The sequence below is a fragment of the Schaalia odontolytica genome, from assembly GCF_009730335.1.
In the GTDB taxonomy this organism is placed as follows: domain Bacteria; phylum Actinomycetota; class Actinomycetes; order Actinomycetales; family Actinomycetaceae; genus Pauljensenia; species Pauljensenia dentiphila.
On sequence record NZ_CP046315.1, the window covers coordinates 1,116,680 to 1,142,341 of the forward strand.

General features: G+C 66.4%; 23 protein-coding genes. 17 read left to right on the plus strand and 6 right to left on the minus strand.

Annotation, left to right across the window (positions count from 1 at the left end; genetic code table 11):
- The first annotated feature begins 22 nt into the window (after positions 1-22).
- Positions 23-1,012 (plus strand): L-lactate dehydrogenase, encoded by a 990-nt coding sequence (locus tag FOC40_RS04795; RefSeq protein ID WP_039929718.1) that lies wholly within the window; start codon positions 23-25, stop codon positions 1,010-1,012.
- A gap of 60 nt (positions 1,013-1,072) precedes the next feature.
- Here FOC40_RS04795 and lexA read toward each other — a convergent pair whose 3' ends face one another.
- Positions 1,073-1,753, minus strand: a complete 681-nt coding sequence (lexA, locus tag FOC40_RS04800; RefSeq protein ID WP_003796196.1) for a transcriptional repressor LexA — start codon at positions 1,751-1,753, stop codon at positions 1,073-1,075.
- Positions 1,754-1,939: 186 nt separating this feature from the next.
- Here lexA and FOC40_RS04810 point away from each other — a divergent pair, with 186 nt between their 5' ends.
- Together FOC40_RS04810 and nrdR are read left to right on the plus strand one after the other, a co-directional pair.
- Positions 1,940-2,404, plus strand: a complete 465-nt coding sequence (locus FOC40_RS04810; protein ID WP_003796197.1) for a LysM peptidoglycan-binding domain-containing protein — start codon at positions 1,940-1,942, stop codon at positions 2,402-2,404.
- 56 nt (positions 2,405-2,460) lie between these two features.
- Positions 2,461-3,048 (plus strand): transcriptional regulator NrdR, encoded by a 588-nt coding sequence (gene nrdR / locus FOC40_RS04815; RefSeq protein WP_003792704.1) that lies wholly within the window; start codon positions 2,461-2,463, stop codon positions 3,046-3,048.
- A 70-nt stretch (positions 3,049-3,118) separates the two neighbouring features.
- On the opposite strand, the gene FOC40_RS04820 is transcribed toward nrdR, so the two are convergent.
- The 3 genes from FOC40_RS04820 to FOC40_RS04830 all read right to left on the minus strand — a co-directional run bounded on the left by FOC40_RS04820 (position 3,119) and on the right by FOC40_RS04830 (position 8,653).
- Positions 3,119-5,026, minus strand: coding sequence for an AMP-binding protein (locus FOC40_RS04820; protein WP_003796199.1), 1,908 nt, complete (start codon positions 5,024-5,026; stop codon positions 3,119-3,121).
- Positions 5,027-5,111: 85 nt separating this feature from the next.
- Positions 5,112-6,317, minus strand: a complete 1,206-nt coding sequence (serA, locus tag FOC40_RS04825; protein WP_003796201.1) for a phosphoglycerate dehydrogenase — start codon at positions 6,315-6,317, stop codon at positions 5,112-5,114.
- A gap of 59 nt (positions 6,318-6,376) precedes the next feature.
- Positions 6,377-8,653 carry a HelD family protein gene (locus tag FOC40_RS04830; protein WP_003796203.1) on the minus strand — a complete coding sequence of 759 codons (2,277 nt, stop codon included), beginning with the start codon at positions 8,651-8,653 and terminating at the stop codon, positions 6,377-6,379.
- A gap of 173 nt (positions 8,654-8,826) precedes the next feature.
- Here FOC40_RS04830 and FOC40_RS04835 point away from each other — a divergent pair, with 173 nt between their 5' ends.
- On the plus strand, positions 8,827-9,903 hold the full coding sequence (locus tag FOC40_RS04835; RefSeq protein WP_003796205.1) for a PAC2 family protein: 1,077 nt from the start codon (positions 8,827-8,829) through the stop codon (positions 9,901-9,903).
- Between the two features lie 58 nt (positions 9,904-9,961).
- On the opposite strand, the gene FOC40_RS04840 is transcribed toward FOC40_RS04835, so the two are convergent.
- A complete protein-coding gene (locus FOC40_RS04840) occupies positions 9,962-10,801 on the minus strand; it encodes a spermidine synthase (protein WP_003796207.1) in 840 nt (279 codons plus the stop codon).
- 29 nt (positions 10,802-10,830) lie between these two features.
- On the opposite strand from FOC40_RS04840, the gene dinB reads away from it, so the two are divergent.
- Together dinB and FOC40_RS04850 are read left to right on the plus strand one after the other, a co-directional pair.
- On the plus strand, positions 10,831-12,174 hold the full coding sequence (dinB, locus tag FOC40_RS04845; RefSeq protein WP_003796210.1) for a DNA polymerase IV: 1,344 nt from the start codon (positions 10,831-10,833) through the stop codon (positions 12,172-12,174).
- A 67-nt stretch (positions 12,175-12,241) separates the two neighbouring features.
- Positions 12,242-12,658 carry a DUF3040 domain-containing protein gene (locus FOC40_RS04850; protein WP_003796213.1) on the plus strand — a complete coding sequence of 139 codons (417 nt, stop codon included), beginning with the start codon at positions 12,242-12,244 and terminating at the stop codon, positions 12,656-12,658.
- On the opposite strand, the gene FOC40_RS10870 is transcribed toward FOC40_RS04850, so the two are convergent.
- Complete coding sequence (locus tag FOC40_RS10870; protein ID WP_419555139.1) at positions 12,655-12,828, minus strand: glycine zipper domain-containing protein; 174 nt, start codon at positions 12,826-12,828, stop codon at positions 12,655-12,657. The genes FOC40_RS04850 and FOC40_RS10870 overlap by 4 nt on opposite strands.
- A gap of 353 nt (positions 12,829-13,181) precedes the next feature.
- On the opposite strand from FOC40_RS10870, the gene mraZ reads away from it, so the two are divergent.
- From mraZ to FOC40_RS04905, 11 genes are all read left to right on the plus strand, one after another.
- Positions 13,182-13,613, plus strand: a complete 432-nt coding sequence (gene mraZ, locus FOC40_RS04855; protein WP_003792696.1) for a division/cell wall cluster transcriptional repressor MraZ — start codon at positions 13,182-13,184, stop codon at positions 13,611-13,613.
- Between the two features lie 111 nt (positions 13,614-13,724).
- On the plus strand, positions 13,725-14,732 hold the full coding sequence (gene rsmH / locus FOC40_RS04860; RefSeq protein WP_003796215.1) for a 16S rRNA (cytosine(1402)-N(4))-methyltransferase RsmH: 1,008 nt from the start codon (positions 13,725-13,727) through the stop codon (positions 14,730-14,732).
- Positions 14,729-15,121 (plus strand): hypothetical protein, encoded by a 393-nt coding sequence (locus FOC40_RS04865; RefSeq protein WP_003796218.1) that lies wholly within the window; start codon positions 14,729-14,731, stop codon positions 15,119-15,121. Before rsmH ends, FOC40_RS04865 begins: the two co-directional genes overlap by 4 nt.
- Positions 15,122-15,138: 17 nt before the next feature.
- Positions 15,139-16,872 (plus strand): peptidoglycan D,D-transpeptidase FtsI family protein, encoded by a 1,734-nt coding sequence (locus tag FOC40_RS04870; protein ID WP_003796221.1) that lies wholly within the window; start codon positions 15,139-15,141, stop codon positions 16,870-16,872.
- 17 nt (positions 16,873-16,889) lie between these two features.
- Entirely contained in the window at positions 16,890-18,287 is a 1,398-nt protein-coding gene (locus FOC40_RS04875; protein WP_003796222.1) for a UDP-N-acetylmuramoyl-tripeptide--D-alanyl-D-alanine ligase, read from the plus strand.
- Positions 18,284-19,369: a phospho-N-acetylmuramoyl-pentapeptide-transferase gene (gene mraY / locus FOC40_RS04880; RefSeq protein WP_003796225.1), complete on the plus strand. Its 1,086-nt coding sequence runs from the start codon at positions 18,284-18,286 to the stop codon at positions 19,367-19,369. The genes FOC40_RS04875 and mraY overlap by 4 nt, the downstream gene beginning before the upstream one ends.
- Complete coding sequence (gene murD / locus FOC40_RS04885; protein ID WP_003796227.1) at positions 19,366-20,811, plus strand: UDP-N-acetylmuramoyl-L-alanine--D-glutamate ligase; 1,446 nt, start codon at positions 19,366-19,368, stop codon at positions 20,809-20,811. The genes mraY and murD overlap by 4 nt, the downstream gene beginning before the upstream one ends.
- The gene (locus FOC40_RS04890) at positions 20,759-22,054 is read left to right on the plus strand and encodes an FtsW/RodA/SpoVE family cell cycle protein (RefSeq protein ID WP_003792689.1); all 1,296 of its coding nucleotides are present in this window, start codon (positions 20,759-20,761) and stop codon (positions 22,052-22,054) included. The genes murD and FOC40_RS04890 overlap by 53 nt, the downstream gene beginning before the upstream one ends.
- Positions 22,055-22,126: 72 nt before the next feature.
- Complete coding sequence (gene murG / locus FOC40_RS04895) at positions 22,127-23,251, plus strand: undecaprenyldiphospho-muramoylpentapeptide beta-N-acetylglucosaminyltransferase (protein WP_003796230.1); 1,125 nt, start codon at positions 22,127-22,129, stop codon at positions 23,249-23,251.
- On the plus strand, positions 23,244-24,635 hold the full coding sequence (gene murC / locus FOC40_RS04900) for a UDP-N-acetylmuramate--L-alanine ligase (RefSeq protein WP_003796233.1): 1,392 nt from the start codon (positions 23,244-23,246) through the stop codon (positions 24,633-24,635). The genes murG and murC overlap by 8 nt, the downstream gene beginning before the upstream one ends.
- A 59-nt stretch (positions 24,636-24,694) precedes the next feature.
- Entirely contained in the window at positions 24,695-25,582 is an 888-nt protein-coding gene (locus FOC40_RS04905) for a cell division protein FtsQ/DivIB (protein WP_003796235.1), read from the plus strand.
- The last annotated feature ends 80 nt before the right edge of the window (positions 25,583-25,662 follow it).

The following is a 25,662-nucleotide window of genomic DNA, read 5'->3' on the forward strand; positions in this document are numbered from 1 at the left end:
CCGCAGACTCTAGGAGACACTCGTGGAAAACCAAGCACAGACCCTGTACCCGTCAAAGTCCTCCGGACGTCCCTCGAAGATCGCCATCATCGGTGCCGGTGCCGTTGGTACGGCGGTCGCGTACGCCTGTGCGATGCGCGGCGACGCCCGCTCGATCGTTCTTCAGGACATCAACAAGGCCAAGGTGGAGGCCGAGGCCCTCGACATGGCTCACGGCATCCAGTTCACGCCCGCCGGCTCGATCGAAGGCTCGGACGACGTTGAGATCGTTCGTGGTTCCGACCTGATCGTCGTCACGGCTGGCGCGAAGCAGCAGCCCGGACAGTCCCGCCTGGAGCTGGCTGGCTCAACCGTCAACCTCATGAAGAAGATCGTGCCGAACCTGCAGAACGTCGCGCCCGACGCTCACTTCATGTTCATCACGAATCCTGTCGATGTCGTCACGTACGCCGCGCTGAAGATCACGGGCCTGCCCCGCAACCAGGTCTTCGGTTCGGGCACCGTGCTCGACACCTCCCGTCTGCGCTACCTGGTCTCGCGCGAGACCGGTGTCGCCACCCAGAACATCCACGCCTACGTGGCCGGCGAGCACGGTGACTCCGAGGTCGCCCTGTGGTCCAGCGCCGAGATCGGCAACGTCCCGCTGTCCCAGTGGGGTCCGACCCTATCCGGTGGCATCTTCGACTCCGCGCTGCGTAACTCCATTGCGCAGGAAGTCGTCCAGTCCGCCTACAAGATCATCGAGGGTAAGGGCGCGACGAACTACGCGATCGGCCTGGCCGCCTCGAAGATCGTGGGTGCGGTCCTGCGCGACGAGCAGCGTGTCCTCACCATCTCGACGCTGCTTGAGGATTGGGAGGGCATCTCTGACGTGGTCATGGCCGCCCCGACGATCGTCGGCCGCGACGGTGCCGGACGCGTCCTGCACCCGCCGCTCACGCTCAACGAGCGCGACGGCCTGACCGCATCGGCCCAGCGCCTGCGTCAGGTTGCCCGCGACCTGGGCTTCTGAGTCTCCTTCACATAAGCGAGTGGCGCCACCCCGGGTGGCGCCACTCGCTTATGTGGTGCGTCAGAGCGAACGAATGACGGTGACGACCTTGCCGAGGATGGTGGCTTCGTCGCCCGGGATGGGGGAGTAGTCCGCGTTGTGGGGCAGGAGCCAGACGTGACCGCCCGTGATGGACAGTTCCTTCACCGTCGCTTCGCCGTCGATCATGGCGGCGACAAACTCTCCGTTGCGGGCCTCGTTCTGCGAGCGGATGACAACGTAGTCCCCGTCGAAGATGCCCGCATCGACCATCGACTCGCCGCTCACCTCGAGCATGAATAGATCGCCGTGTCCGGTCATGGACGTGGGAAGACGGAAAACGTCCTCCACGTGCTGCTCAGCCGTGATGGGAGCACCCGCAGCGATGCGTCCAACGAGCGGAATCGCCGTTCCTTCCTCCTCGACGTGGGAGATGGGGACCTCGATGCGAACGACCTTCTCAGAAGGCTGCGTTGAGGGGGTGATGCCGAGCTCGGCGCGCGCCCGATCGGTGAGGTCGAGGGCGCGAGGCAGACCGGGCTCGCGGACCAGGTATCCGTCGGCCTCAAGTGCGTCAAGGTGATGCTTCACCGTCGAGGGAGACGCCAAACCGACTGCAGATGCGATCTCGCGCACAGATGGAGGGAAGCCGCTGGATGCCAGCTTTTCGTTGATAACTCGCAAGATCGCGCGGTGTCGATCGCTGATCGAACGCTCGGTCATGGCTCTCCTTCGCATCGGGGTGGACGCAAATGTGCATGGGTGGGCGTCCACTAGATACGTCAAGGATAAGCCGATTTCGCGCAAAATGAAACATATGTTCGAGTGGGTCTCGACATTGGTCACGGAGCGTGCTATCGTACAAGTGTTCGACGAACAGATGTTCGATTTGTTTTTCTGGAGGTTCTCATGAGTGTTCCCGTTGCAACGCAGACTGCCGTCTCGTTCCCCGCTCGCCGCCACCCGCTTCGCGCCGTGGAGGATGCGCCGCAGGCGACCGTTCGTGACATCTCTACCGCTCCGTCCGCGCGTCGTCGTCTCGATGCTCAGCGCGGCGATGATCCGTCGTTCCTGCGTGCTCCTGCTGCGCCGCGTCGTCGCACCCGCTCCTCTCGTCGCGGTATTATCGCCGGCGCACTTGCGACGGTCGTTCTCTCTGCGGGGGCCGGTGCCCTCGGTCTCGCCATCCAGCCCGCAGCCTACGATGGCCCGACGGTGACGAAGGCAGTTGTCAGCGGTGACTCCGTGTGGTCGCTGGCTCAGAATGTCAAGACGGATCGTTCGCTCGAGCAGGTTGTCGCTGACATTGAGCGCATGAATGATGTTCAGGGGGCCCTGCAGCCCGGGCAGCGGGTTGTCGTGCCCGTTCGCTGATGGTTGCGCGTGGGACTCCTGTGACAGATGGGGGTCTGAGCGTGTACCGTTGAGGGGTGCACTGCCCTTTCTGTCATAACCCGGATTCGCGCGTCGTTGATACGCGCATCGCGGACGACGGTGCCTCGATCAGGCGTCGGCGTGAGTGCACGCACTGCAAGAAGCGTTTTACGACCCTCGAAACGTCCTCGTTCCAGGTCGTCAAGCGCTCCGGCGTCGTCGAGTCTTTCTCCCGTAACAAGGTTGTGTCGGGTGTCAAGAAGGCCTGTCAGGGGCGGCCGGTCTCGGATGATCAGCTCGCGATTCTTGCTCAGCAGGTTGAGGAGCAGCTGCGCTCAACCGGCGTCTCCAACGTGTCGACGAACGAAGTCGGCAAAGCCATCCTCCCGTTCCTGCGTGACCTCGACGTCATCGCATACCTGCGTTTCGCCTCCGTCTATCGTCAGTTCGACACCCTTGATGATTTCGAACAGGCCATTCAGGCGCTGCGTGAGCGTGCGCAGGGCGGTGACACGGTGTCTGAGGCCGGTGCCCACGCGGACGTCGAACCCGCGGCTCCCGCGCCCGCGAAGAAGCCTCGCAAGGCGCGTGCGGCGCGCAAGCGCTCCGTCTCCAACGCCCCGACGCTGCTGGGAGACGACTAATCGACGCGTGCGAATGCTGCCCGGTCCCGCGAAGGGGCCGGGCAGCATCGTTGTGACGGTGGTGGGACGACTACTCGTCGTCCGTCTCCTCGTGGCGCTGTGTCGGTGCGTCAGATGCATCGGTGGGCGCGGAAGACTGCTCGGAGGAGGATGCGCGAACCCCGGCGACGGCCTCGGCGACTGTCTCACGCGCACTAGCCATCGCCTCGGCGACAGAACCGCGTGCCTCGGCCACTGCCTCGGAGACGGCGCCGCGCGCACCCGCGACGGCCTCGCGCGCACCGGCAACCGCGTCGGTTGCGGCAGCCTGGGCGCCCATGATCTGCTCGCGGACCTTCTTGCGCATGACCTTGCCCAGCTGTGAGCGAGGCAGCTCCGTCATAACGACGATCTGCCGGGGGAGCGCGTAGTGGGCCAGGGACTTCTCCGCCCACTTGCGCAGGTCTGCGAGCGTCACGGAGGCGCCTGCCTCAAGGACGACGGCGGCGACGACGTCCTCGCCGGACTCGCCGGCCGGCACGCCGACGGCTGCGACGTCGAGAACACCCGGCATCGAACGTACGGCGTTCTCGACCTGCGTGGGGTAGACGTTGAAGCCGGAGGAATTGATCATCTCCTTGCGCCGATCCGCCATGTAGATGAAGCCGTCGCGCACCTGAACGAGGTCGCCTGTGCGCAGCCAGTCATCCTCGGTGAACACGTCGGCGGTCTCATCGTCCTGGTTCCAATAGCCGGAGAAGACCTGCGGTCCGCGGGCAATGAGCTCACCGACCTCTCCATCGGCAACCTCGCGCGAGGGATTCTCTGGATCGACGATGCGCACCTGGGTGGAGGGGAAGGGGATACCGAGCGCCCCGCGTGCCCGAGAGGAGGCAAGGGGTGATCCCAAGATGATCGGGGAGGCCTCCGTCATGCCGTAGCCTTCGATCATGAGGCCGCCGGTGGCCTGCTCCCACTGGTCAGCCAGCTCAGCCGAGAGAGGCATAGCGCCCGAGAGTGAGAAGTGGATTGAGGACAGGTCCGCGTTCGTGCCCTGCGCCGCCGCGAGCAGGCGCTCGTACATGGGCGGAACACCCAGGAAGAACGTGCACGGCAGTCGGCGCTGAGCGGCCAGCACCAGCGCGGTGTCGAATTTGGGGAACATGGCGATCGTCGCTCCCAGACGCAGACCTGCCAGGAAGCCAATCGTGAACCCGAAGGCGTGGAAGAGGGGCAGGATGCAGTAGAAGACCTCCGCGCCCTCGTGGAGGACGGGGACCCACGCGATCGATTCCTCGACGTTTGCCATGAGGTTGGCGTGCGTGAGAGCGGCGGCCTTCGGGACGCCGGTAGTGCCGCCCGTGTGAATGAGGAGAGCGACGTCCTCCATTGCTGACGGGCAGTCGCCGCGCCACGGGGTCGCGGTGCGCATGGCGCGCGTCCAGGAGCGAGCCCAGCTCGGGCGCGGGCTGGAGAGCTGTTCGCGCTTCTCGCGGGCCGCCTTGACGGGAAACTTGAGCGCCATGCGCGAGGCAACGGGAAGAGCCGTCGTCAGGTCCATGCAGAAGGTGGTGTGGCCGCGCCCGAGGAAGGTGAGTTTCTCCAGGGACTTCGACCAGGCGATGGTGACGCGAGCACCGTGGCGCTCGTACTCGCCTTCCAGCTCGCCCGCGGGGGCAAGCGGATTGTGTTCGACGGCGACGGCTCCGAGGAGCATCGTGCCCAGGACGGCGACGGCGTGCTGCGGGCAGTTCGGCATGACGAGGGCGACGCGGTCTCCGGGGCGCACGCCCGCCTGATGGAGGGCCCCCGCGGCCTGACGCATCTCCTGAGCAAGTTCCGCGTATGTGAGCTGGCGCGCGAAAAAGTCAATCGCGGCGCGCTTGGGGTAGCGGGAGGCGACTTCCAGGACCATGTCCGGGATCGGACGGTCGGGAATCGCGATGTTGTAGGCGACTCCCGCTGCGTATAGCTCGCGCAGCTTCGTCGTGAGATCCATCTGTCCTCCTTTGGGAACGATGCCCCTACGATACCGTAAGTTATGCCTCGGTTGACCAGCTGGGAACGCGATGAATGCGACAGTTCTACAGCGGCGTGGCGATCAGTCGGACAGTTTCGGGCAGGTGGCTCAGTTCCTCGAGCGCCTCGCGCCCCAGGCCCGCCGAAATGTCGGTGAGCACGTAGCCGACCTCGTCGACGGTGGCCAGGATCTGGGCGTCGACGTTGGCCTCGGAGGAGGCAAAGATCTGGTTGACGCGCGCCATGACGCCGGGCACGTTGCGGTGGATGAGGCGCACGCGGTAGCGCGAGCGCTTGCCGATGTTCATCGTCAAGTTCGGCAGGTTCACGCTCATGTCGGTCGAGCCGCTGGCCTGGTATTCGCCGATCTTGGCGGCCACGAAGCGACCGATGTCGTACTGCGCCTCCTCCGTCGAGCCGCCGATGTGGGGCGTGAGGATAACGTTGTCGAGAGTCGCCAGGGGCGAGTTGAAGGGGTCGCCGTTGGCGCGCGGCTCCTCCGGGAATACATCGATGGCTGCTCCGCCCAGGTGGCCCGAGACGAGCGCTGCGTGTAGCGCGTCGACGTCGACGACGTGCCCGCGCGACAGGTTGATGAACAGGGCACCGGGCTTCATGAGCTCGAACTCGACGCGACCGATGAGGTTCGTGTTGGATTCCTGGCCGTCCACGTGCACGGAGATGATGTCGGCCTCGCGCAGGACGGCCTCCATGGTCGGCATCTGCGTGGCGTTGCCCAGGGCGAGGCGCTCGGCGGCATCGTAGAAGATGACGTTGAGGCCCATGGCCTCGGCGAGAACCGACAGCTGGGTGCCGATGTTGCCGTAGCCGATGATGCCCAGGGTGTGCCCGCGCACCTCGTGGGCACCGTCCGCGCTCTTGTCCCACACGCCGCGGTGCAGACGCGAGTTTTTGACGGTGACGCGGCGCGAGAGGTCGATGATCTCACCGATCGCGAGCTCGACGACAGAGCGCGTGTTGGAGTAGGGGGCGTTGAACACGGCAACGCCCATCTCGGTAGCGGTGGCCAGGTCGATCTGGTTCGTGCCGATGCAGAAGGCTCCGATAGCCTTGATCTCGGGGCGCGCGCGCAGCACTCGCTCGGTGACCTCGGTCTTGGACCGCAGGCCCAGGTAGTCCACGCCTTCGAGCGCGTCGATGAGGTCGTCCTCGGACAGGGCGCCCGTCACGCGGGTCACCTCGATGCCGAACTTCGCGAAAATACCGTCGGCGACGTCGTGCGGGTTTTCCAGGAGCAGTGCGCGTGTCATGCCCCCATCATGGCAGACGGGAGCGGAAAGGGACACAAGGTGTCAGGGTGTGGTCGCTCCTACCACTCTTCCATGCCGGCGGGCAGGGGAGCGCAGTGGACGACATGCACGTCGTGGGTAGCGCGCGTGAGGGCGACGAAGAGGTCGCCGACGCCGTCACCGAGGATTTCCGCGGGTTCGACGAGGATGACCGAGTCAAACTCGAGGCCCTTGGAGGCCATGGCTGACAGGAGGCAGACGCGCTCGGAGAGGGCCGTCTCGCCGTCCACGTCGGCTCCCCACGCGCGGGCACGCTCCTTGCCGACAATGAGGGCGATGCGGCCGCGGGAGGTCCCCGCCTCGCGATCGAGTCGTTCCTCGGACTCGCCCTGGGCCTGGGCGACGGCGCGCCACAGGGGGCTGTTCTCCTTCGACGAGGAGGCCGGGGCGTCCTTGGGCGCATCCACGTGGGTGACGCGGTAGCAATCCTCGACGTCGCGCACGGCCGTCATCGGGTAGAGGACGGGGACGCCGGCGCGCGCGACGACGCCTTCGGCGAGGGTCGTGAGCGTGGCGGGCGTGCGGTAGGAGACGGTCAGTGCGTACTCGGCCGCGAGGGCGCGCGCCGCCGGTCCGAGTGCCTTCTCCCAGGTGGGTGGGCGCTTGGAGCCGCGACGCTGATCGAGGTCGCCGACCACCGTGAAGGAACGCGACGGGCAGCGGCGCAGCAGGGCGCGCCAGGCCATGGGGGAGAGCTCCTGGGCTTCGTCGACCACGATGTGGCCGTACGCCCACGTGCGGTCCTTTGCGGCGGTTTCGGACAGCGGCGTCCAGGTGTCCTGGCCGGCCACCTGCTCCGCGAGCATCTGGGCGGTGACGATGCCCCCGCCCAGGTTCTGGGCTTCGATCGCCTCGCGGGCGCGTTCGATTGCGCCCTCGTCGGCTTCGCGCGACGTCGTCGAGGACGACGGCATGGGGCCCAGCAGTTCCTCGCACTCGTCCAGGATGGGCACGTCGGACACCGTCCACGGGGCAGAACGGGGACGCACGAGGGCAGCGAGCTCGTCGGGACGCAGGGGGGAGCCGGCCTTGCGGTTTGCTGCCGCCAAGACCTCGGGGCGAGCGTAGAGGCGGCGCAGCAGCGTCTGTGCGCTCGTCGGCATCCACGCCGTGTTGATTGCACGTCGGCAGTCCACGGAATCGCGGATTTCGATGAGCCAGGAGCGCTTGACTTCGGGATCGACGCCGCCCTCGGAGTCCGCGTCCCCGGCCTCGCGCGCCAAGCGCAGGGCCAAAACGTCCATGAGTTCGCGCGCGAAGGACTCTCGCGCCACGTTGTGTGCGCGGCCCGAGCGCTTCGCCCGGCGCCTCGCCGTTTCCACGTCGGCGCGCGTGAGCGTGACCGATCGGTTCCACACGCGCAGAACCTGGTCGCCGTCGGGGAGCTTGGCCAGCGCGCGCACGGCCTCCTTGACGATCTTCGCCCACGCGGGAAGACCCTTGATGTGGGCCACGGCCTCGTCATCGCTGCCGCGCGCGTTCACGCCGGGCACCAGGTCGCCCAGCGTCACTGACACGACGCCGGTCTCGCCCAGGGAGGGAAGGACCTGCTCGATGTAGCGCAGGAACAGGCGCGAGGGGCCAACGAGGAGGACACCCGAACGCTCGAGGCGCTCGCGGTGGGCGTACAGGAGGTAGGCGATGCGGTGAAGCGCGACGGCGGTCTTGCCGGTGCCCGGGCCGCCCTGGACGACCAGGAGTCCCTTGTCGGAGGCGCGGATGATGCGGTCCTGCTCGGACTGGATCGTGGCGACGATGTCGCCCATGCGTCCGTCACGCGCCTCGCTGAGGGCGTGCATGAGAGCGCCCTCGCCCTGGAGTTCGAGCCCGGATGCGCTCGAGGCGTCCAGCAGCTCGTCTTCGAGGCCGGTGACGCGTCGGTCGCGGGTGGAAATGTGGCGGCGGCGTACGACGCCGTCCGGCTCGGCTGACGTGGCCTGGTAGAAGGGGCGCGCGGCGGGTGCGCGCCAGTCAACGAGCAGGGGAGTGCCGTCCTCGTGAGACAGGGAGAGGCGACCCACGTGGCGGGTCGAACGGTCGGCCATGTCGAGGCGACCAAACACTAGACGCTCTTCGACGCCTTCGAGGCGGGCGGCCATTTCACCCAGGTGAGCGGACAGGGCCTCGCGCTCGGTCCATCCCTGAGCGTTGCCGACCCCGTGGGTGGAGTGAACGCGCCCCTGACGATCCCGGTAGGAGGCACGCAGTGCGTCCAGGCGCTCGTAGGCGCTGTCCACAAATTCCTGTTCCGGCAACGGAAGGTCGGTCGACGACTCGCGATGAGTGCTCGTGGCCATGGGTCCTCCTCGTTTATGGGCCTTCTATTGTTCCCTACTTTTGCCTCGCGTGCTGTGTCGTCTGCGGAGTGGGCGAACTTCGCCGCAAGCTCAAAACCATCTCCCGCGTGACGTGGCGGGCGTGTCCCGGGTACGTTAGACACGAGGCAGAAGAATCAGCGTGAGGAGGAGACGTGAGTATCAACGCCACTGACCTGTATGCCGACGGTCCCGCCGCCGGCGCGAAGGCGAAGATTCTCCTCATCCACTTTGATGGGGCGATTGACGCCGGGGCCGCCGGACGTATAGCGATCGGCCAGCTCCTGCGTTCCCTGCACAACGAGCGGGTCGCGACCTTCGATGCGGATGCGCTCATGGACTACCGCTCGCACCGCCCGATCGCGACCGTCGATAACTGGGTGTCCTCCCCGGACATGGTGATGCCCGAAACTGTCCTTGACCTCGTCGAAGACGACATGGGCAACCCGATCCTGGTCCTGCACGGCGCCGAACCCGACGCGCACTGGGAGTCGTTCACGAACGCGATCAACGAGCTGTGCGAGCGTGCCGGCGTCGAGATCACCTTCTCGCTGCACGGGGTGCCCTCGGGCGTGCCGCACACGCGACCGACGCCAGTGCACGTGCAGGCCACCGACGCGTCGCTGCTTCCCCCGGGGTCTGGCGCGATCTCGAATCACATGCAGTTCCCTTCCCCGCTGTCCACCTTCATGCAGATCCGCATGGGGCAACGAGGCATTGGCGGGCTGGCGCTGCTCGGCGCGGTCCCGTATTACATGGCGGACACCGGCTACCCGGCGGCCTCCTCGGCCCTGCTCACCTCCTTCGCGAAGTTTGCTGACCTGTCTCTGCCCGTCGGTGATCTCGAACAGGGGGCCGCGCAGGACCAAGAGAACATCGCCAAGCTCGTGGAGGGAAACCCTGACATCTCGCACACGGTCTCCAACCTCGAGGAACACTTCGATGCGTGGACCGGAGGGGAGGGTGCGATCCCTCTGCCCGGACTCGGTCAGCGCCCGTCTGCGGGCGGCGAGGAGAAGACCCCGAAGGATATCGGTGACGTCATCGAGGCCTACCTGGCGCAGGTCTCGCGCGCCCAGGACGAGGAGATCGAGTCCGTTCAGCGCGCCCCGCGCACCGAAGAATCCGAGGAACCTTCCAAGCCCGACACGATCGAGGACGTGCTTGCACGCATCGAGGCGCGTCGCAATGGAAAGGGCCCGGGGCCCTCGGCTCCGCGTCACCGCGCCTGAGCTCTATCCACGTACCCGGGCTCGCCCGTGCGCGTGAATTCACCCGTGCGTTGGAGCGTCAGTCCGCCTGCGGATAGCCCACCAGCGAGTCTGTCAGCGCCCGCGTGCCTGCGACCCAGCGTGTCAGGTCTGCCGGCCTCGTAATGCGGGCCGGGAGAGCCAGCGTGCGCAGGGCCCGATCGATCTGATCAACGTCCACGACGTCGGCGGCACTCGCGAGGGTGACGACGTTGCCGCGCCGTCCCCCTCGCCCCACCTTTGGGTCCTGGATGGATGCCACGAAGGGGAACACCTCCTGCAGGGCGGCCACGTCCTGGCGCGCGTTGGCTGGGCCTCCGTGCGCGCAATTGACCAGGTACACCCCCGAGGCCGCCAGGGCGCGCCGTGCTCGATCGGCGCACTCCACCGTGCGCAGATGATCGGGAGTCACGCCCGACGCGAACGCGTCGCGCACGATGACGTCGAAAGAACCCTCTCGTGCCCCGTCGAGGACCGCGCGCCCGTCACCAACGCGGATCTTGACCTGCGGGGCCCCCGGGATGGGGAAATGCTCACGCACCTGCTCGGCCAAAAGACGATCGATCTCAACGGCGACGTGGCGCGAATTCGGGCGAGACGAGGACCATGCGCAGGCGAGTGCGCAGGCCGCGCCGCCGACGTGGAGCGCACGGAAACGATCCTGGGGACCCCACAGCGAGGACACGACGGCGTCCATATGCTGCATGTACTCGAACTCCAAGTACGTGGGGTCCGACGTGTCGACCGCGGACGATTCGACGTCGCCCAGGAACAGCGTCGCGCGCGGACCGTCCCAGCGGATCCGGGCCGAGCCGAAATCCGTGTCGAAGGAGATGTCGCGTGACGAAGATGAGCGTGCCATGGTGGACACTGTAACCATGGATGACGCCCACGGGCACAGGAGGTGACATGTCAAACGCTCCCAGGGACGCGCGCGCCAAACGCGACTGGGGATCGGACGATAGCGCCACGCCGATTCTGCACGTCGACATGGACTCCTTCTTTGCGCAGGTTGAAATGCGCGAGGACCCGAGTCTTGTCGGCCGCCCCATCATCGTAGGCGGCACGTCCGGGCGCGGAGTCGTCACCTCCGCCACCTATGAGGCCCGGGCCCTGGGCGTGCGTGCCGGCATGCCCACCTCGCGCGCCCGCGCCCTGTGCCCAGGCGCCGCATTCATCCCCGGAAACCACGGCCTCTATCAACGCTATTCCCGCCAGGTGATGGCGATTCTCGCCACCGTCACCCCCGTCCTCGAGCAGGTCTCCATCGACGAAGCCTTCCTCGACGTCTCCGGGGCGCGCCGCAGGCTGGGATCGCCCACCCAGATCGCTCGACTCATCCGTGCGCGTATCCGCGAAGCCGTCGGGCTACCCGCATCCGTCGGAATCGCCGCCACCAAGTCGGTCGCCAAGATTGCCTCCTCGCACGCCAAGCCCGACGGCCTGCTCCTCATCCCGCAGGCGGCCACGGTCGACTTCCTCCACGGACTGCCCGTTGGAGCACTGTGGGGAGTTGGGGGAAAGACCGCGGCGATCCTCGATCGGGAAGGGATTGACATGATCGGGGACCTCGCCAACGCCCCACTCACGCGCCTCACTAAGCTCCTTGGCGTCGCTTCGGCCCACCACCTGCACGACCTGTCGTGGGGCAGAGACCCGCGTCCCGTCGCCCCCACACGCGCGGAGAAATCGGTCGGCATGGAAAGAACCTTCGAGGAGGACGTGCGCTCACGGGCAGACATTGAAGAGTTCATCCTGGCGGCCTCGCACGACTGCGCCCGCAGGCTGCGCGCCGGAGGGGTCGTGGGGTGGACCGTGGGCATCAAGATGCGCGGCACTGATTTTCATACGATCACGCGCAGCGTGAGCCTCGTGGCCCCCACCGACACGGGGCGAGATATTGCGCAGGCGGCACAGGGCCTGTTCGCCCGCGAGGACATACCGATCGGGGGAGTGCGGCTCTTCGGCGTGCGCGTGGAGGGGCTGCAGGCGCGCTCGGGCGGCGTCGCCGTCACACTCGACCGCGATGAGAGGCCCGCCGCCTCCGAGCGTGCGATGGATCAGATCCGTGACAAGTTCGGCGCGGGCGCGCTCGCCCCCGCCACGCTCCTGGGTAAGAAGGTGCCGGGCAGGCGCTCCTTTGGTGGGGATAGCGACGAGGCCGGGGCTTCTCCCGCCGGCCCCAGCGCTCAGGCGCACGGGCAGGGGAGTGACCCCGGCAACGAAGAGCCCACGCAGGGAACGCTCCTGTAAGGCCAGTTCGTCTCCGGCATGTCACACGCGCTAAGCTGAGGACAACACCGTCCGAAAGGGGCACCCAATGGCTCTCACCGAGTACGAGAAGAAGATCCTCGAGCAGATGGAAGCATCCCTGCGCGAGGAAGACCCGGCGTTGGCCTCCCAGATGTCCGCCCCTGCGGTCGAAGAGGACCCCGAGCCGGCTCGCGGACCGCGCGCTCCGCGTCGCATCGCGCTGGGCCTGACCGGAGCGGTCCTGGGCATGGTCGTCCTGGTCGCTGCTGTGTCGCTGGGATACTCAATCCTCTCGATCCTCCTGGGGGTCGCCGGTTTCGCGCTGACGGTCGCAGGTGTCCTCTACGCCATGTCGCGCCCGGGAGCATCGTCGTCAGAGTCGGCCGATGAATCGTCCGCGCGCGGCGCAGACAAGAGCAGCGGATGGAGTTCCTTCATTCAGGACCAGGAGCGCCGCTGGGACGACCGTCGAGACAACGACTAGGAGTTCCATACGACTGATGAAGCGGGGTGAGCCGGTTTAGTCGGCTCGCCCCGCTTTACTGCGCTCCCCACTGCGCTCCCCACTGCGCTCCCCACTGCGCTCCCCACTGCGCTCCCCACTGCGCTCCCCACTGCGCTCCCTACTGTGCTCCCCGGGATTCTCCACCTCACTCCCCACTGCGCTCCCCACTGTGCTCCCCGGGATTCTCCACCTCACTCCCCACTGTCCTCCCCGAGAGTGGCACCGGTGCCCTTTAAACGCTCCCATGCCTCGTGAAGATGCTGTAATAACAACGAATTACACCTGTTGTGCATCCCGTTATCGCCTCTGACAGCCGTCGTCCATGACGGCGCGACTTACCGAGTGTGTGCAAGATTTCCCCACTTTTCTCCACCTGATTTTTTCGCTGCAATTCCGCCATTTTTGGCTCGATGTATCTCGCGCCACGCCGTAAGTTCCCGCGTAAATATGGGGTCTGGTGGGTTAAAGTGGGGGAAAGTTCCGAACAGGGGAGGGCGGTGACATGTTCCTCGGTACGTACGAGCCAAAGCTCGACGACAAGGGCCGCATGTTCCTGCCCGCGCGCTTTCGCGAGGACATGGAGGGCGGAATCGTCCTCACTCGCGGACAAGAGCACTGCATTTACGCATTCCCTGCGTCGGAGTTCGAGAACATGACCGCGGAACTGCGCCGCGCGCCCCTGTCGTCCAAGCAGGCGCGTGACTGGATCCGCGTGATGCTCTCGGGTGCCTATAAGGAGGTCCCGGACAAGCAGGGGCGCATAAGCGTCCCTGCAGACCTGCGTGCATACGCCGGTCTGGGTCGTGAGCTCGCCGTCATTGGCGCGGGCTCGCGAGCCGAAATCTGGGATGCCTCGGCCTGGCGTGAATACCTCGCGGTCCAGGAGGAGGTCTTCTCCAATACAGCAGAAGAGATTATTCCCGGGATGTTCTGACCCGTACGTTCAGGTCTCCGCCCGCTGTTCCGACATCACTTCCCCGGTGGCGGAGCACGGTGGGGGACCTGGGTGGACGGATCGAGGCGATAAACGTAAAGGAGGCGCGACATGCGCGATGCATCGGAGCCGGTGCGCGATTCGTCGCGCCCCGCGAGCGAGCGTCACGTCCCCGTGCTGCTACGCGAGTGCCTCGACATGCTCGCCCCGGCGATCAAACGCCCCGGTGCTGTCCTCGTGGATGGAACCCTCGGCATGGGCGGTCACACCGAGGGAGCTCTCGAGCGTTTTGAGGGACTCACCGTCATCGGCATTGACCGTGACCCCCAGGCCATCGAGCTGGCCTCGGCACGCCTCGAGCGCTTCGGGACACGTTTCCGCGCGGTCCACACCACCTACGACAACATTGATGTGGCCGTTGAGGAGCAGCTCGGTACGGGCGCTCGCGTGGACGGCGTTCTCATGGACCTGGGAGTGTCGTCCCTCCAGCTCGACGAGGCCGACCGCGGCTTCGCCTACTCGAAGGATGCTCCGCTCGACATGCGAATGGACGCGACGAGCGGGCAGAGCGCGGCGGACCTGCTGGCCACCTCCTCGGAGGGTGAACTAATCCGTATCCTGCGCACTTACGGCGAAGAGAAGTTTGCGCCCCGGATTGCCAGGCTCATCATCCGCCGCCGAGACGACGCGCCCATCACTCGCACCGGAGAGCTCGTGGACATCATTCGCGAGGCAATCCCGGCACCTGCGAGGCGCACGGGCGGCAACCCAGCGAAACGCACGTTCCAGGCGCTGCGCGTTGCGGTCAACGACGAGCTGACCATCTTGGAGCGGGCGCTCCCGCGGGCGCTGTCCAGTCTGAGAGTTGGCGGGCGCCTTGTCGTGGAGTCCTACCAAAGCCTTGAAGACCGAATAGTCAAAGATGTGCTGCGCTGCGGCTCCACGTCCGCAGCGCCTCCCGGACTGCCGGTCGTCCCCGACGAGATGGCTCCCAGCCTGCGCCTGCTGACGAAGGGCGCAAACAAGGCCGACCAGGCCGAACAAGACCACAATCCCCGATCCGCTTCCGTGCGACTGCGCGGTGCGGAGCTCATCCGTGAATGGAAGGACCTCGCATGAGTGCAGCAACCGCGAAGGCACGTCCCGCAGCACGCCCCGAGCTGCGCCGCGACGAGGTCCACGAGCTTCGTCTCGTCCAGGGCACCCGCCCGCGCCGTTCCCTGATGGCTATCGTGGCCCTCCTCGTCGTCGTCGCTCTGGCGTCTGTGGTGACCTCAATGGTGCTCAACACCCGCATGGCGCAGACCTCCTTTGAGATCCGCGAGCAGCAGCTCGCGCTCAACGAACTGGAGGCGCAGTCGTGGACCATGCGCGCTGAGCTGGATCGCAAAGCCTCGCCGACGGAACTGGAGAAGGCGGCCAAGGCGAACGGCATGGTGCCCGCCGGCAAGTCGGGTTTCATCACGCTTGAGACCGGCACTGTCGAGGCTGGAACCCCCGCGAAGTAACTCGGAGGCGAGTGCCTATGGATACCGTCATCACGCGTTCGCGCTGGGTCTTGGGATTCTTCATCTTTGCCCTGAGCATCTGCGCCGTGCGGCTCGTGCAGCTGCAGATCATTGAAGGCCCATCCCTGGCTGCTCAGGGGCAGCGTGTGCGCACATCGTCGACGGAAGTCGCAGCCGCGCGCGGAACGATCACCGACGCAACCGGAGTGGTGCTGGCGAACTCGATCCAGACCTACGACATCGCCGTCAACCAGCTGAATATCCGCGCCTATGTGCACCGCGACGATGACGGCAACGAGGTCGGGCGTGGCCCCGCTGAGGCCGCTCGTCAGCTCGCCCCGCTCCTCGGCATGAACGAGGCGGAGCTGGGCGGCATGATGCTGGGCGACTCGACCTACGAGTACATCAAGCGAAACGTCGATGCGGTGACCTACCGTGAGATCCGTAAGCTCGACATCTACGGGATCGAGTGGGAGTCCGTCTTTGAACGCGAATACCCCAACGGCAACGTGGCGACCCCGGTCATCGGTACGGTGAACGCCGATGGGCAGGGCTCCTCGGGCATAGAGGCACAGTTCGATGCCTTTCTGACGGGTACCCCGGGCGCGCAGGCCTTTGAGATCGCCCCTAACGGCGCCGTCATGCCCGGCGGCAAGAAGACGACGGTGGAGCCCAAGAACGGTGGCAACGTCGAGCTGACGATGCACGCTGACCTTCAGCACCAGGTGCAGGACCTCCTGGACGCGCGCGTCGCGAAGCACCATGCCGACTGGGGCGCGGTCGTCATCGAAGATGTTGCGACGGGGCACGTCCTCGTCATGGCAGATTCGAACTCAACGGAACCCGACAACGCCAAGCCTCAGAAGGTGCACGCGGTGCAGGACACCTTCGAGCCGGGCTCGGTGGGCAAGCTCGTGACCGTGGGAGTGGCTCTCAACCAGGGGACGATCTCCCCGACGAGTGTCTTCCAGGTTCCCTACGCGCTGGATCTGCCCGATGCCGGTGGGCCGATCACGGACTTCCACGAGCACGATGGTGAGACTTTGACGGTGACGGGTGTGTTGGCGGAGTCCTCGAACACGGGAACGGTACTCATCGGTCAGACGGTGAGCGATGATCAGCGCTACTCCATGATGCGCGCCTTTGGCTTTGGCCAGGAGACCGGTATCGAGCTGCCTGGCGAATCTGCGGGTCTGCTGCGCAATGCCGACCAGTGGCAGGGGCGCGATCGCTACGTGACGATGTTCGGTCAGGCCTACGCGATTACGGCGATGCAGGAGGCTTCCGCTCTCGCGACGATCGCGAACGGGGGAGTGCGCATTTCGCCGCACATCGTGAAGTCGTGGACGAACGCGAATGGAACGGTCGAGGTTCCCGATACCAGCCAGCCCGTGCAGGTCATGGATGCGCAGGCTGCCTCGCAGCTGCTGACCATGATGGAATCCGTCGTTGAGGATGAGCGGGGTACCGCTGGCGCCGCGAAGGTCCCTGGCTACCGGGTCGGCGTGAAGACAGGTACCGCTGAGACCGTTATCGACGGTGCTGCGGGCCTCGTGTCGACCACTGCGGGTATTATCCCCGCGGACGCGCCGCGCCTGGCGATCGCCGTGGTTCTCTACAATCCGAAGGTGGCGTCGGTCTCATCTGATTCGTCAGCCCCGCTTTTTGGCGACATTGCGCGTACGGCGGTCGCCAACCTGGGTATCCCCGCGTCTACGGGGTCAGCTAACCTGTATCCGACGACCCCGTGAGTCTGAAGGAGTAAAGCATGCAGGCATCAGCCCAGTGGATCGCTGTGGCAGTGTCGGGTCGCCTCGTCGGGAACGATGTTCCCGTGACGGGGCCCGTGGTGACGGATTCCCGCGAGGCTCAGGCAGGGTCGCTCTACGTTGCGCGCCGCGGTGAGAGCGCCGACGGTCATGCGTTCGTGTCCGGTGCGGCCACGCGCGGCGCGGTCGCCGTCATCGTCGAGCACGAGGTCGACGAGGCCGTGACCCAGATCGTCGTCGAGGATTCGACCGAGGCGTTGGGATCGCTGGCCCGCGCGCACGTCGAGAAGCTGCGCAGTGGCGGCGACCTGGATGTCATCGCGATGACCGGCTCCGTGGGTAAAACGACCACGAAGGACCTGCTGCTCCAGATCATGAGCGAGGACGGGCCTACGGTCGCCCCCAAGCTGTCTTTCAATAACGAGGTCGGCCTGCCCCTGACAGTGCTGCTGGCCGACGAGACGACGCGTCACCTCGTCCTTGAGATGGGCGCTTCAGGGCCCGGCCACATCACCTACCTGACGGACATTGTCGCCCCCGACGTGGCCATCGAGCTGTGCGTGGGCCACGCCCACGTGGGCGGCTTCGGTGGTTTTGAGGGCGTTGCGGCCGCGAAGGCCGAACTCATCAAGGGAACCCGCCCGGGCGGTCCGGTCATCCTCAATACGGACGACCCGAACGTCGAGGCCATGGCTCCTTTGGCAACCGGACGCGTGATCCGTTTCTCGGCCTCGGGCAACGAGCGTGCCGACGTCGTCGTGCGCGACGTGCGCCTCGACCGCGCCGACCGCGCATCTTTCACCCTGGTGACCCCCGAAGGAGAGGCCCCCGTCGAGCTGAAGATCGTGGGTCGCCACCACGTCGCGAACGCGCTGGCCGCCGCCGCCGGTGCGCTCACCCTCGGGGTTGGTCTTGAGACCGTGGCGAGTGTCCTCTCACGCGCTCGTGCGCTGAGCCCGCACCGCATGGACGTCCACGAGCTGCGCGTTGACGGGACGGACCTGACGCTGATCGATGACTCGTACAACGCGAACCTGGATTCGATGCGCGCGGGCATCGCTGCCCTCGCTTCGATTGGTCGCGACAGCCAGCGCATCGCCGTTCTCGGTGAGATGCTCGAGCTGGGCGAGGACTCCCAGTCGCTCCACCAGCAGGTGGGCGCGTTGATCGCCGATGCGGGAGTCGACACACTCATTGGTCTTGGCGCAGATGCCCACTACTATCTAGAGGGAGCCCCCGAGGTGCCCCATCGTGAGGTTGCCGCGGATCCGCAGGATGCTGCGCGGCTCGCCTTGGAACACGCCGAGGACGGCGCAGTCGTCCTCGTCAAGGGTTCTTTCGGTTCACAATCGTGGCAGGTGGCTGACATCCTGCGGGAGAAGGGAACGACCCAGTGATTGGACTTATTGCCGCGTTTATTATCGCGATGGCCCTGTCCGTGACGGGCACGCCAATCCTCATCCGTTTCCTGGTCATGCACCAGTACGGACAGTTCATCCGCCAGGATGGGCCGACCCAGCACCTCACCAAGCGCGGCACGCCCACGATGGGCGGCGTCGTCATCATCCTCGCAACGGTCGTCGCGTGGTTGATCGGCTCTCTTGTCGCGGGTGCCGGGCCGTCGTGGTCCGGCTTGCTGCTGATCTTCCTATTCGTCGGCCTGGGCGTGATCGGCCTCCTCGACGACGGCATCAAGATCATGCGTCAGCGTTCTCTCGGCCTGCACCCCTCCGGCAAGATCATCGGACAGGTCGCCGTGGCCTCGCTCTTTGCCCTGGGCACGCTCATTAAACCTAACGAGTTCGATGAATACCCGGGCACCCTCGCGATTTCTTTCGCGCGTCCCACGGCCATGACCCTGGGCTTTGCGGGCCTCGGCCTGGGCATCGCCCTGTACCTCATCTGGACCAACCTCATCGTTACTGCCTGGTCGAACGCGACGAACCTGACGGATGGCCTCGACGGCCTGGCCGCGGGCGTCTCGATCTTCGTTTTCGGCGCGTACACGTTCATCACCTACTTCCAGCGCATCCAGGCGTGTACGCAGCTTGGTGCGAACCAGGCGAACTGCTACTCGACGCGCGACCCGCTCGACCTGGCGATCTTCTGCGCCGCACTGATCGGTGCCCTCGCGGGCTTCCTGTGGTGGAATGCTTCGCCGGCTCAGATCTTCATGGGTGACACGGGTGCCCTCGCTCTCGGTGGAGCTGTCGCAGGCCTGTCGATCCTCACCCAGACGCAGCTGCTCGCCATCGTCGTCGGTGGCCTCTTCGTCGCTGTCGTCCTCTCCGACGTCATCCAGATCAGCGTTTTTAAGGCCACCGGCAAGCGCGTCTTCCGCATGGCGCCGCTGCACCACCACTTCGAGCTGCTCGGGTGGAAGGAAGTGACGATCGTTATCCGCTTCTGGCTGATCGCTGCGATCATCGCGGTGGCCGGCGCGGGCCTGTTCTACGCGGAGTGGGTGTCCCTTCGATGAGCCGTTTCGCTGCTGTCGTCGGCTGGGGCAAGTCCGGGCAGGGGGCCGCTGGCGCACTGCTCGCGCGCGACTGGCAGGTGCGTGCCTTCGACGCGCGTGGGGGACAATCCCTGTTGTTCGATGACGTCGCCGGCGTTGATGTTCACGTCGACGATGATCCTGAGGCTCTCGCACGCGCGATCGTCGAGGCCAACCTCGACCTCGTCGTTGTCTCCCCCGGTGTTCCCGCACACCACCCGGTGTTCTCGGCCTGCGAGGCCGCCGGCATCGAGGTGTGGGGCGAGGTGGAACTCGCCTGGCGTCTGCAGGAGGAAGGCCCGCACGCGGGTCGCCCGTGGCTGGTCGTGACCGGAACGAACGGAAAGACGACGACTGTCGGCATGCTCGGCGAGATCCTGCGGTGCGCGGGCGCCAAGGCCGAAGAGGTCGGCAATATCGGGACGCCGATTACGCGGGCGATTGACTCTGACGCCGAGGTCTTCGCGGTGGAGCTGTCCAGCTTCCAGCTGCACACGGTACGCACCGTCTCGCCCCTGGCGTCGATCTGCCTGAACGTGGATGCTGATCACCTGGACTGGCATGGCAGCGTGGAGGCGTATGCGGCCGATAAGGCGCGTGTCTACGAGAACACTATCCGCGCATGTGTCTACCCCGCGTCCGATCGACGGGTGGAGCAGATGGTGGAGAACGCCGACGTCGTGGAGGGGGCTCGCGCGATCGGGCTGACCCTCGGCTCGCCGAGTGTCTCTCAGTTCGGCATCGTCGAGGGCCTGCTGGTTGACCGCGCATTTGTGGAGGACCGCGCGCGTCACGCTGCCGCCCTCGCGCACATTTCTGACTTGGCGGGGGCGTACGGCCCCCACCCGTCCGCCGCGGTCGTCTCGGATGCCCTGGCTGCTGCGGCTCTTGCCCGCGCCTACGGTGTTGAGCCCGAGGCAGTCGAGGCGGGTCTGCGCGCGTTCCGACCGGCCGGACACCGCCGCGCGATTATCGCCCACGCCGCGGACCTGACATGGGTGGACGATTCGAAGGCGACGAATGCGCACGCGGCGCGCGCCTCTCTCGCGGGACTGCCGCCGCGCAGCGCGATCTGGATCGTCGGTGGCGATGCGAAGGGACAGGACTTCACGGAACTGATCCGCCAGGTCGAGCCGACGCTGCGCGGTGTCGTCGTTATCGGTGAGGACCGCGCGCCTCTCGTGGAAGCGCTGCAGGCCGGTGCGCCTGACGTTCCCCGCGTCGAGGTTGATGGCCACGAGGACTGGATGTTCTCGGTCGTCAATGAGGCCGTGGCACTGTCCATGCCGGGCGACACCGTCGTGCTCGCCCCGGCCTGCGCGTCGTGGGATCAGTTCGATAACTACGGTCAGCGTGGCGACGCGTTTGCCGATGCTGTGTCGCGCCTGGCAGCCCAGTGGGGGAGTGCCGGTGGCGACGAATAAGCGCGGCTGGCACATTCCGACGATCACGCTGCCTCGCATCCGATTCGGGTCGGGGCAGGAACGCAAGGATGATCCGGCGTTGACGTACTACCTCGTCATCGTGCCGGCTCTGCTGCTGTCGGTGTTCGGTCTCATCATGGGCTTCTCGGCGCAGACTGTGACGGCGATCGCGCAGGGGGAGAACCCCTACACGGCCTACGCTCGCCCGCTGATCATCATCCTCGTGTCGCTCGTAATTGCGACGATTGTCCTCCTCGTGCCTCAGCGGTGGCTGATGCACCTGGCCCCCGTCATGTTCGTGGGCGCGCTGGGCTTCCAATCCCTGGTTCTCAGCCCTCTGGGACGCTCGGAGGGTGGTAACGCGAACTGGGTGAAGGTGGGTCCGATCATGGCCCAGCCCTCCGAGTTCCTCAAGCTTGCGCTCATCGTGTTCCTGGCTTTTATGGTCTCGAAGTCGGCGTCGAAGCGCGGCGATTGGAAGGCGATGAGTCTGGCTGTCGGCCTGCCGATCCTGACGGCGCTTGGCGCGGTCATGCTGGGCCGAGACATGGGCACGGCAATGGTTGTGGCTGTCGGCGCGCTGGGAGCGATGTGGGTGGCTGGTCTGCCCAAGCGCTGGTTCGGTGGCCTCGTCGTGCTCGCCGTCCCGACGATGGTGCTGCTCGTATTGTCGAACCCGACGCGTATCCGCCGTATCCTGGCGATTCTCCCGGGCACATCGAAGGGGCCGGATGAGTCTGCTCCCGAACAGATTGACCACTCTCTGTGGGCGCTGGGCTCGGGTGGCCTGACCGGCCTCGGGCCGGGAGCCTCGCGCGAGAAGTGGAACTACCTGCAGGCCGCGCACACGGACTTCATTTTTGCGATCGTCGGCGAGGAATTTGGCCTGCTCGGCACCCTTGGCGTGCTCTTGTGCCTGGGCCTGCTGATCTGGGGCATGTTCCGCGTGGCGCGCGAATCTTCGGATCTGTTCGTGACGATCGTGTCCTCGGGCGTGGCTTCGTGGATCGGCATCCAGACGGTCATCAACGTCCTGTCCGTGACGGGACTGGGACCGGTTATCGGCGTGCCTCTGCCGCTCGTGTCCTACGGCGGTTCGTCGTTCCTGTTTACGATCACCGCGATCGCCGTCGTTGCCTCGTTTGCTCGAGCACGCGCGGGTATTTGGATGATCGGCCGCCCCGACGAGGCCTCGGCTGGGCGTGATCCCCGCCTCGCCCCTCGCCGTCGCTCGGCGCGCTGAGGTGCCCGCGGCACCTGCTGGCCTGCGCGGCTCGCTACACTGGTGTCACGCACACGCGTAAAGGAGACGCATATGGTCAAGGTTGTGATGGCTGGCGGCGGCACCGCCGGTCACGTGAATCCTCTGCTGGCGACGGCGGCGCAGCTGCGCGAGAGTGGAGCTGAGGTTGTCGTCCTGGGGACGAAGGCTGGTTTGGAGGCGGATCTGGTTCCCGCCGCAGGATTCTCGCTCGTAGCAATCCCCCGCGTTCCATTGCCGAGGCGTCCCTCCCTGGCGTTCTTCACTCTTCCCAGTCGTTTCGCGGACGCCGTGAAGCGCTGCGCTCAGGCGCTTCAAGGCGCTGATGTGCTCGTTGGTTTTGGTGGCTACGTGTCGACGCCCGCGTACATTGCGGCGAAGCGCGTGGGCGTGCCTATCGTCGTTCACGAGCAGAATGCGCGACCCGGCCTGGCGAACAAGGTGGGCGCGCGCAATGCAGCGGTCGTCGCCCTGACGTTCCCTTCCTCTCCGCTGAAGGCGCGCAACGGTCACACGGTTGTGACCGGCCTACCCCTGCGTGCGGCGATCGCCGAGCTTGCTGACCGCCGCGCAGACGCTGAGGGTGCTGGCCAGGCGCGCTGCGAGGCAGCCGAGCGTCTCGGCATCAATGCGGATGCGCCGACGCTGCTGGTGACGGGCGGCTCCCTGGGTGCTTTGCATGTCAACGAGTCGGTGACCGCTGCCGCCGATGCGCTTCCGGAGCGTGCCCAGGTTGTGCACCTGACCGGCCGGGGCAAGGATGAGCCCGTGCGCGCCGCCGTTGAGGCAGCAGGTCTGTCGGATCGTTGGCACGTCATTGATTACTTGACGACGATGGAGGACGCGCTGGCCGTCGCAGACCTCGTCGTGTGTCGGTCGGGGGCGGGAACAGTGGCCGAGATGGAGGCCCTGGGCCTGCCCTGCATCTACGTGCCGCTGCCGATTGGTAACGGTGAGCAGCGTCTGAACGCGGCGGACCACGTGGCCGCCGGCGGTGCCCAGCTCGTTGACGACAAGGACTTCACGGCCGACTTCGTGCGCCGTAACGTCTTCCCTCTGCTGGGCTCGACCCGCCTGGCGGACATGGCGGCCGCATCGCAGTCGCTGGGCCGCGCGGGGGCTGCCCGTGCGCTGGCGGATCTGGCTTTGGAACAGGTGAAGGAGGGTGACCATGAGTGAGCCGACGCTGCAGGATCGTTTTCATCTGATTGGTATCGGCGGCGCGGGCATGAGTGTCGTCGCTGAGCTGCTGGCTTCTCGGGGCGCCACGGTCGAAGGCTCTGACCGAGAGGAATCCGCCGTTCTCGAGCACCTGCGCTCGGTGGGCGTTCGCGCTTTCGTCGGGCACGAGGCCTCGCACGTGGACCCGAGCTCCGTGGTCGTGGTCTCGACTGCTATCCGCGAGGACAACCCGGAGCTGGCGATTGCGCACGAGCGCGGCCAGCGCGTCATTCACCGCTCGCAGGCTCTTGCTCTCGCGGCCTCGGGCATGCGCTTTGTCGGCGTCGCCGGCGCGCACGGGAAGACGACGACGTCGGGCATGCTCGCGATCGGCCTGTCGGCCTGTGGGCGGGACCCGTCGGTGGCCGTGGGCGGTGTGCTGCCCCAGCTGGGTACCGGCGCACACCTCGGCGGTGGGGACGTGTTCGTCGCCGAGGCCGATGAGTCGGACGGATCGTTCCTGAACTACACCCCGGCGATCGAGATCGTCACCAACGTCGAGCCCGATCACCTGGATCGGTACCACTCCCGCGAGGAGTTCGAGGGGATTTTCGTCGAGTTCGCGCGCCGTATGGTCCCCGGGGGCCTGCTGGTGACCTGCGCCGAGGACGAGGGCGCTGTTCGGCTGGCGCAATCGGCGCGCGCGGAAGGGCTGCGAGTCGTTACCTACGGTCGCCGCGAGCGTTCGCTGTGCACCCCCGACGTGGTGATCGCTGACGTGCGCGTGGAAGCGCAAGGGGCTGGCGCGTCGCTGACGTGGGGCGAACTCAGCGCGTCGCTGGCGCTGAGCGTCCCCGGTGAGCACAACGTGCTCAATGCGGCTGCCGCGTGGGTGGCAGGCATCGAATGCGGCTTGTCGCCTCAGGCGATTGCGGATGGCCTGGGCGAGTTTACCGGCGCGGCACGTCGGTTTGAGGCGCGCGGCCAGGTCGGCTCGCGTCGCCTGTTCGATGACTACGCCCACCACCCGACGGAGGTGGAGGCCGCGATCCGGGAGGCGCATGTCGTGGCAGGCGAGGGTGATGTGACCGTCGTGTTCCAGCCGCACCTCTACTCGCGCACGCGTATCTTCGCGGAGCGTTTCGCCCAGGCGCTGTCGGGCGCGGACCACGTCGTGCTCGCCGGCATCTACGGCGCCCGGGAGGATCCCGAGCCGGGAGTCGACTCGTCCCTCATTTCGTCGCGCATTGAGGGTGCGTTCTACGTCGAGGACATGCACGAGGCCGCCCGCCTGGCCGCTTCGCTGACCCCCGAGGGCGGCGTGTGCCTGACGATGGGCGCTGGATCGATCACTCGCTGTGCGTCCGACGTACTCGATGAATGGAAGCGGATGGAGGCATGAGGCCACCGTCGCCGAGGCGCCCGGGAGGAGCTCGCTCCCCCGAGGAAGAGTCGTCGCGCGTGGAGGAGGCCGCCTCGTCTTTTGATGAGATCGTGTCCCCGTCTGCGGATGAGGACGCGCAGGAGCCGAAGCGTCGTTCCTCCTCGCTCACGCAGCGCCGCCGCGCGCGCACGACCGTGGACCGTCCCATGCCCGTCGCCGATGCCGCATCCCTGCTGGGCGGCGAGGAGGCGACGGATCTGGGGGATCGCCTGCGTGAGCGCACCCGCGCGCGTCGTTTTCTCCTCGCTCGTCGTATCGCGCTCACATTTGTGACGCTCGCGCTCGCGGCGGGAGTCGTGTGGGGCGCGTTCTTCTCGCCCGTTTTCGCGTTCTCGTCGTCCGCGGTCGTCGTTTCCGGCGAGGACGGCACGCTGGTGACGGCGGATTCCGTGCGCTCGTCAATTGCCTCCTTCGAGGGGGTTCCGCTCACGCGCCTGAATACGCAGGCGGTGGCACGCGCGGTGGAGTCGAATGTGGCGGTGCGCTCGGCGAGTGTGTCGCGTCGATGGCCTGCCAGCCTGCGCGTGTCGGTGACGATGCGAACGGGCATGGCTGTTGAGGCCGCGTCGGGTGGCTACTGGCTGGTGGACGATCAGGGTGTCGCCTTCCAGCAGGTGCCCTCGGCGGGGGATTACCCGCTCGTGACACTCCCGGAGGACCGGGCGACTGGCGCGGCAGATATTGCCTCCGTGCTGGGGGCGCTGGACGAGGCGACGCGCGCGCAGGTGTCGGCCGTGACGTCGACGGGAACTCAGGTGAACTTCACGCTGCGCGGTGGTCAGACCGTCAAGTGGGGAACCCGCGGAGATGCGCCGCAAAAGGCGCGGGTGTTGGCGACTCTACTGGCTAATGTTCAGGCGAGCACCTACGACGTGTCGTCGCCGAATCACCCTGTGACCAGTTAAGCCTTTTCTTTTGTCCGCGTGTTGGCTTGAAGGATTGCCCGCGGACCCCTAGGTTCTTTCCGACACGAAGCACGTAAAAC

Coding starts and splice junctions, on each gene's coding strand:
- lexA (WP_003796196.1), bottom strand. CDS start 1,753: ATGACCGAGCGTTCGATCAGCGATCGACACCGCGCGATCTTGCGAGTT.
- FOC40_RS04810 (WP_003796197.1), top strand. CDS start 1,940: ATGAGTGTTCCCGTTGCAACGCAGACTGCCGTCTCGTTCCCCGCTCGC.
- FOC40_RS04820 (WP_003796199.1), bottom strand. CDS start 5,026: ATGGATCTCACGACGAAGCTGCGCGAGCTATACGCAGCGGGAGTCGCC.
- serA (WP_003796201.1), bottom strand. CDS start 6,317: ATGACACGCGCACTGCTCCTGGAAAACCCGCACGACGTCGCCGACGGT.
- FOC40_RS04830 (WP_003796203.1), bottom strand. CDS start 8,653: ATGGCCACGAGCACTCATCGCGAGTCGTCGACCGACCTTCCGTTGCCG.
- FOC40_RS04840 (WP_003796207.1), bottom strand. CDS start 10,801: ATGGTTACAGTGTCCACCATGGCACGCTCATCTTCGTCACGCGACATC.
- dinB (WP_003796210.1), top strand. CDS start 10,831: ATGTCAAACGCTCCCAGGGACGCGCGCGCCAAACGCGACTGGGGATCG.
- FOC40_RS04850 (WP_003796213.1), top strand. CDS start 12,242: ATGGCTCTCACCGAGTACGAGAAGAAGATCCTCGAGCAGATGGAAGCA.
- mraZ (WP_003792696.1), top strand. CDS start 13,182: ATGTTCCTCGGTACGTACGAGCCAAAGCTCGACGACAAGGGCCGCATG.
- rsmH (WP_003796215.1), top strand. CDS start 13,725: ATGCGCGATGCATCGGAGCCGGTGCGCGATTCGTCGCGCCCCGCGAGC.
- FOC40_RS04865 (WP_003796218.1), top strand. CDS start 14,729: ATGAGTGCAGCAACCGCGAAGGCACGTCCCGCAGCACGCCCCGAGCTG.
- FOC40_RS04870 (WP_003796221.1), top strand. CDS start 15,139: ATGGATACCGTCATCACGCGTTCGCGCTGGGTCTTGGGATTCTTCATC.
- FOC40_RS04875 (WP_003796222.1), top strand. CDS start 16,890: ATGCAGGCATCAGCCCAGTGGATCGCTGTGGCAGTGTCGGGTCGCCTC.
- murD (WP_003796227.1), top strand. CDS start 19,366: ATGAGCCGTTTCGCTGCTGTCGTCGGCTGGGGCAAGTCCGGGCAGGGG.
- FOC40_RS04890 (WP_003792689.1), top strand. CDS start 20,759: ATGCTGTGTCGCGCCTGGCAGCCCAGTGGGGGAGTGCCGGTGGCGACG.
- murG (WP_003796230.1), top strand. CDS start 22,127: ATGGTCAAGGTTGTGATGGCTGGCGGCGGCACCGCCGGTCACGTGAAT.
- murC (WP_003796233.1), top strand. CDS start 23,244: ATGAGTGAGCCGACGCTGCAGGATCGTTTTCATCTGATTGGTATCGGC.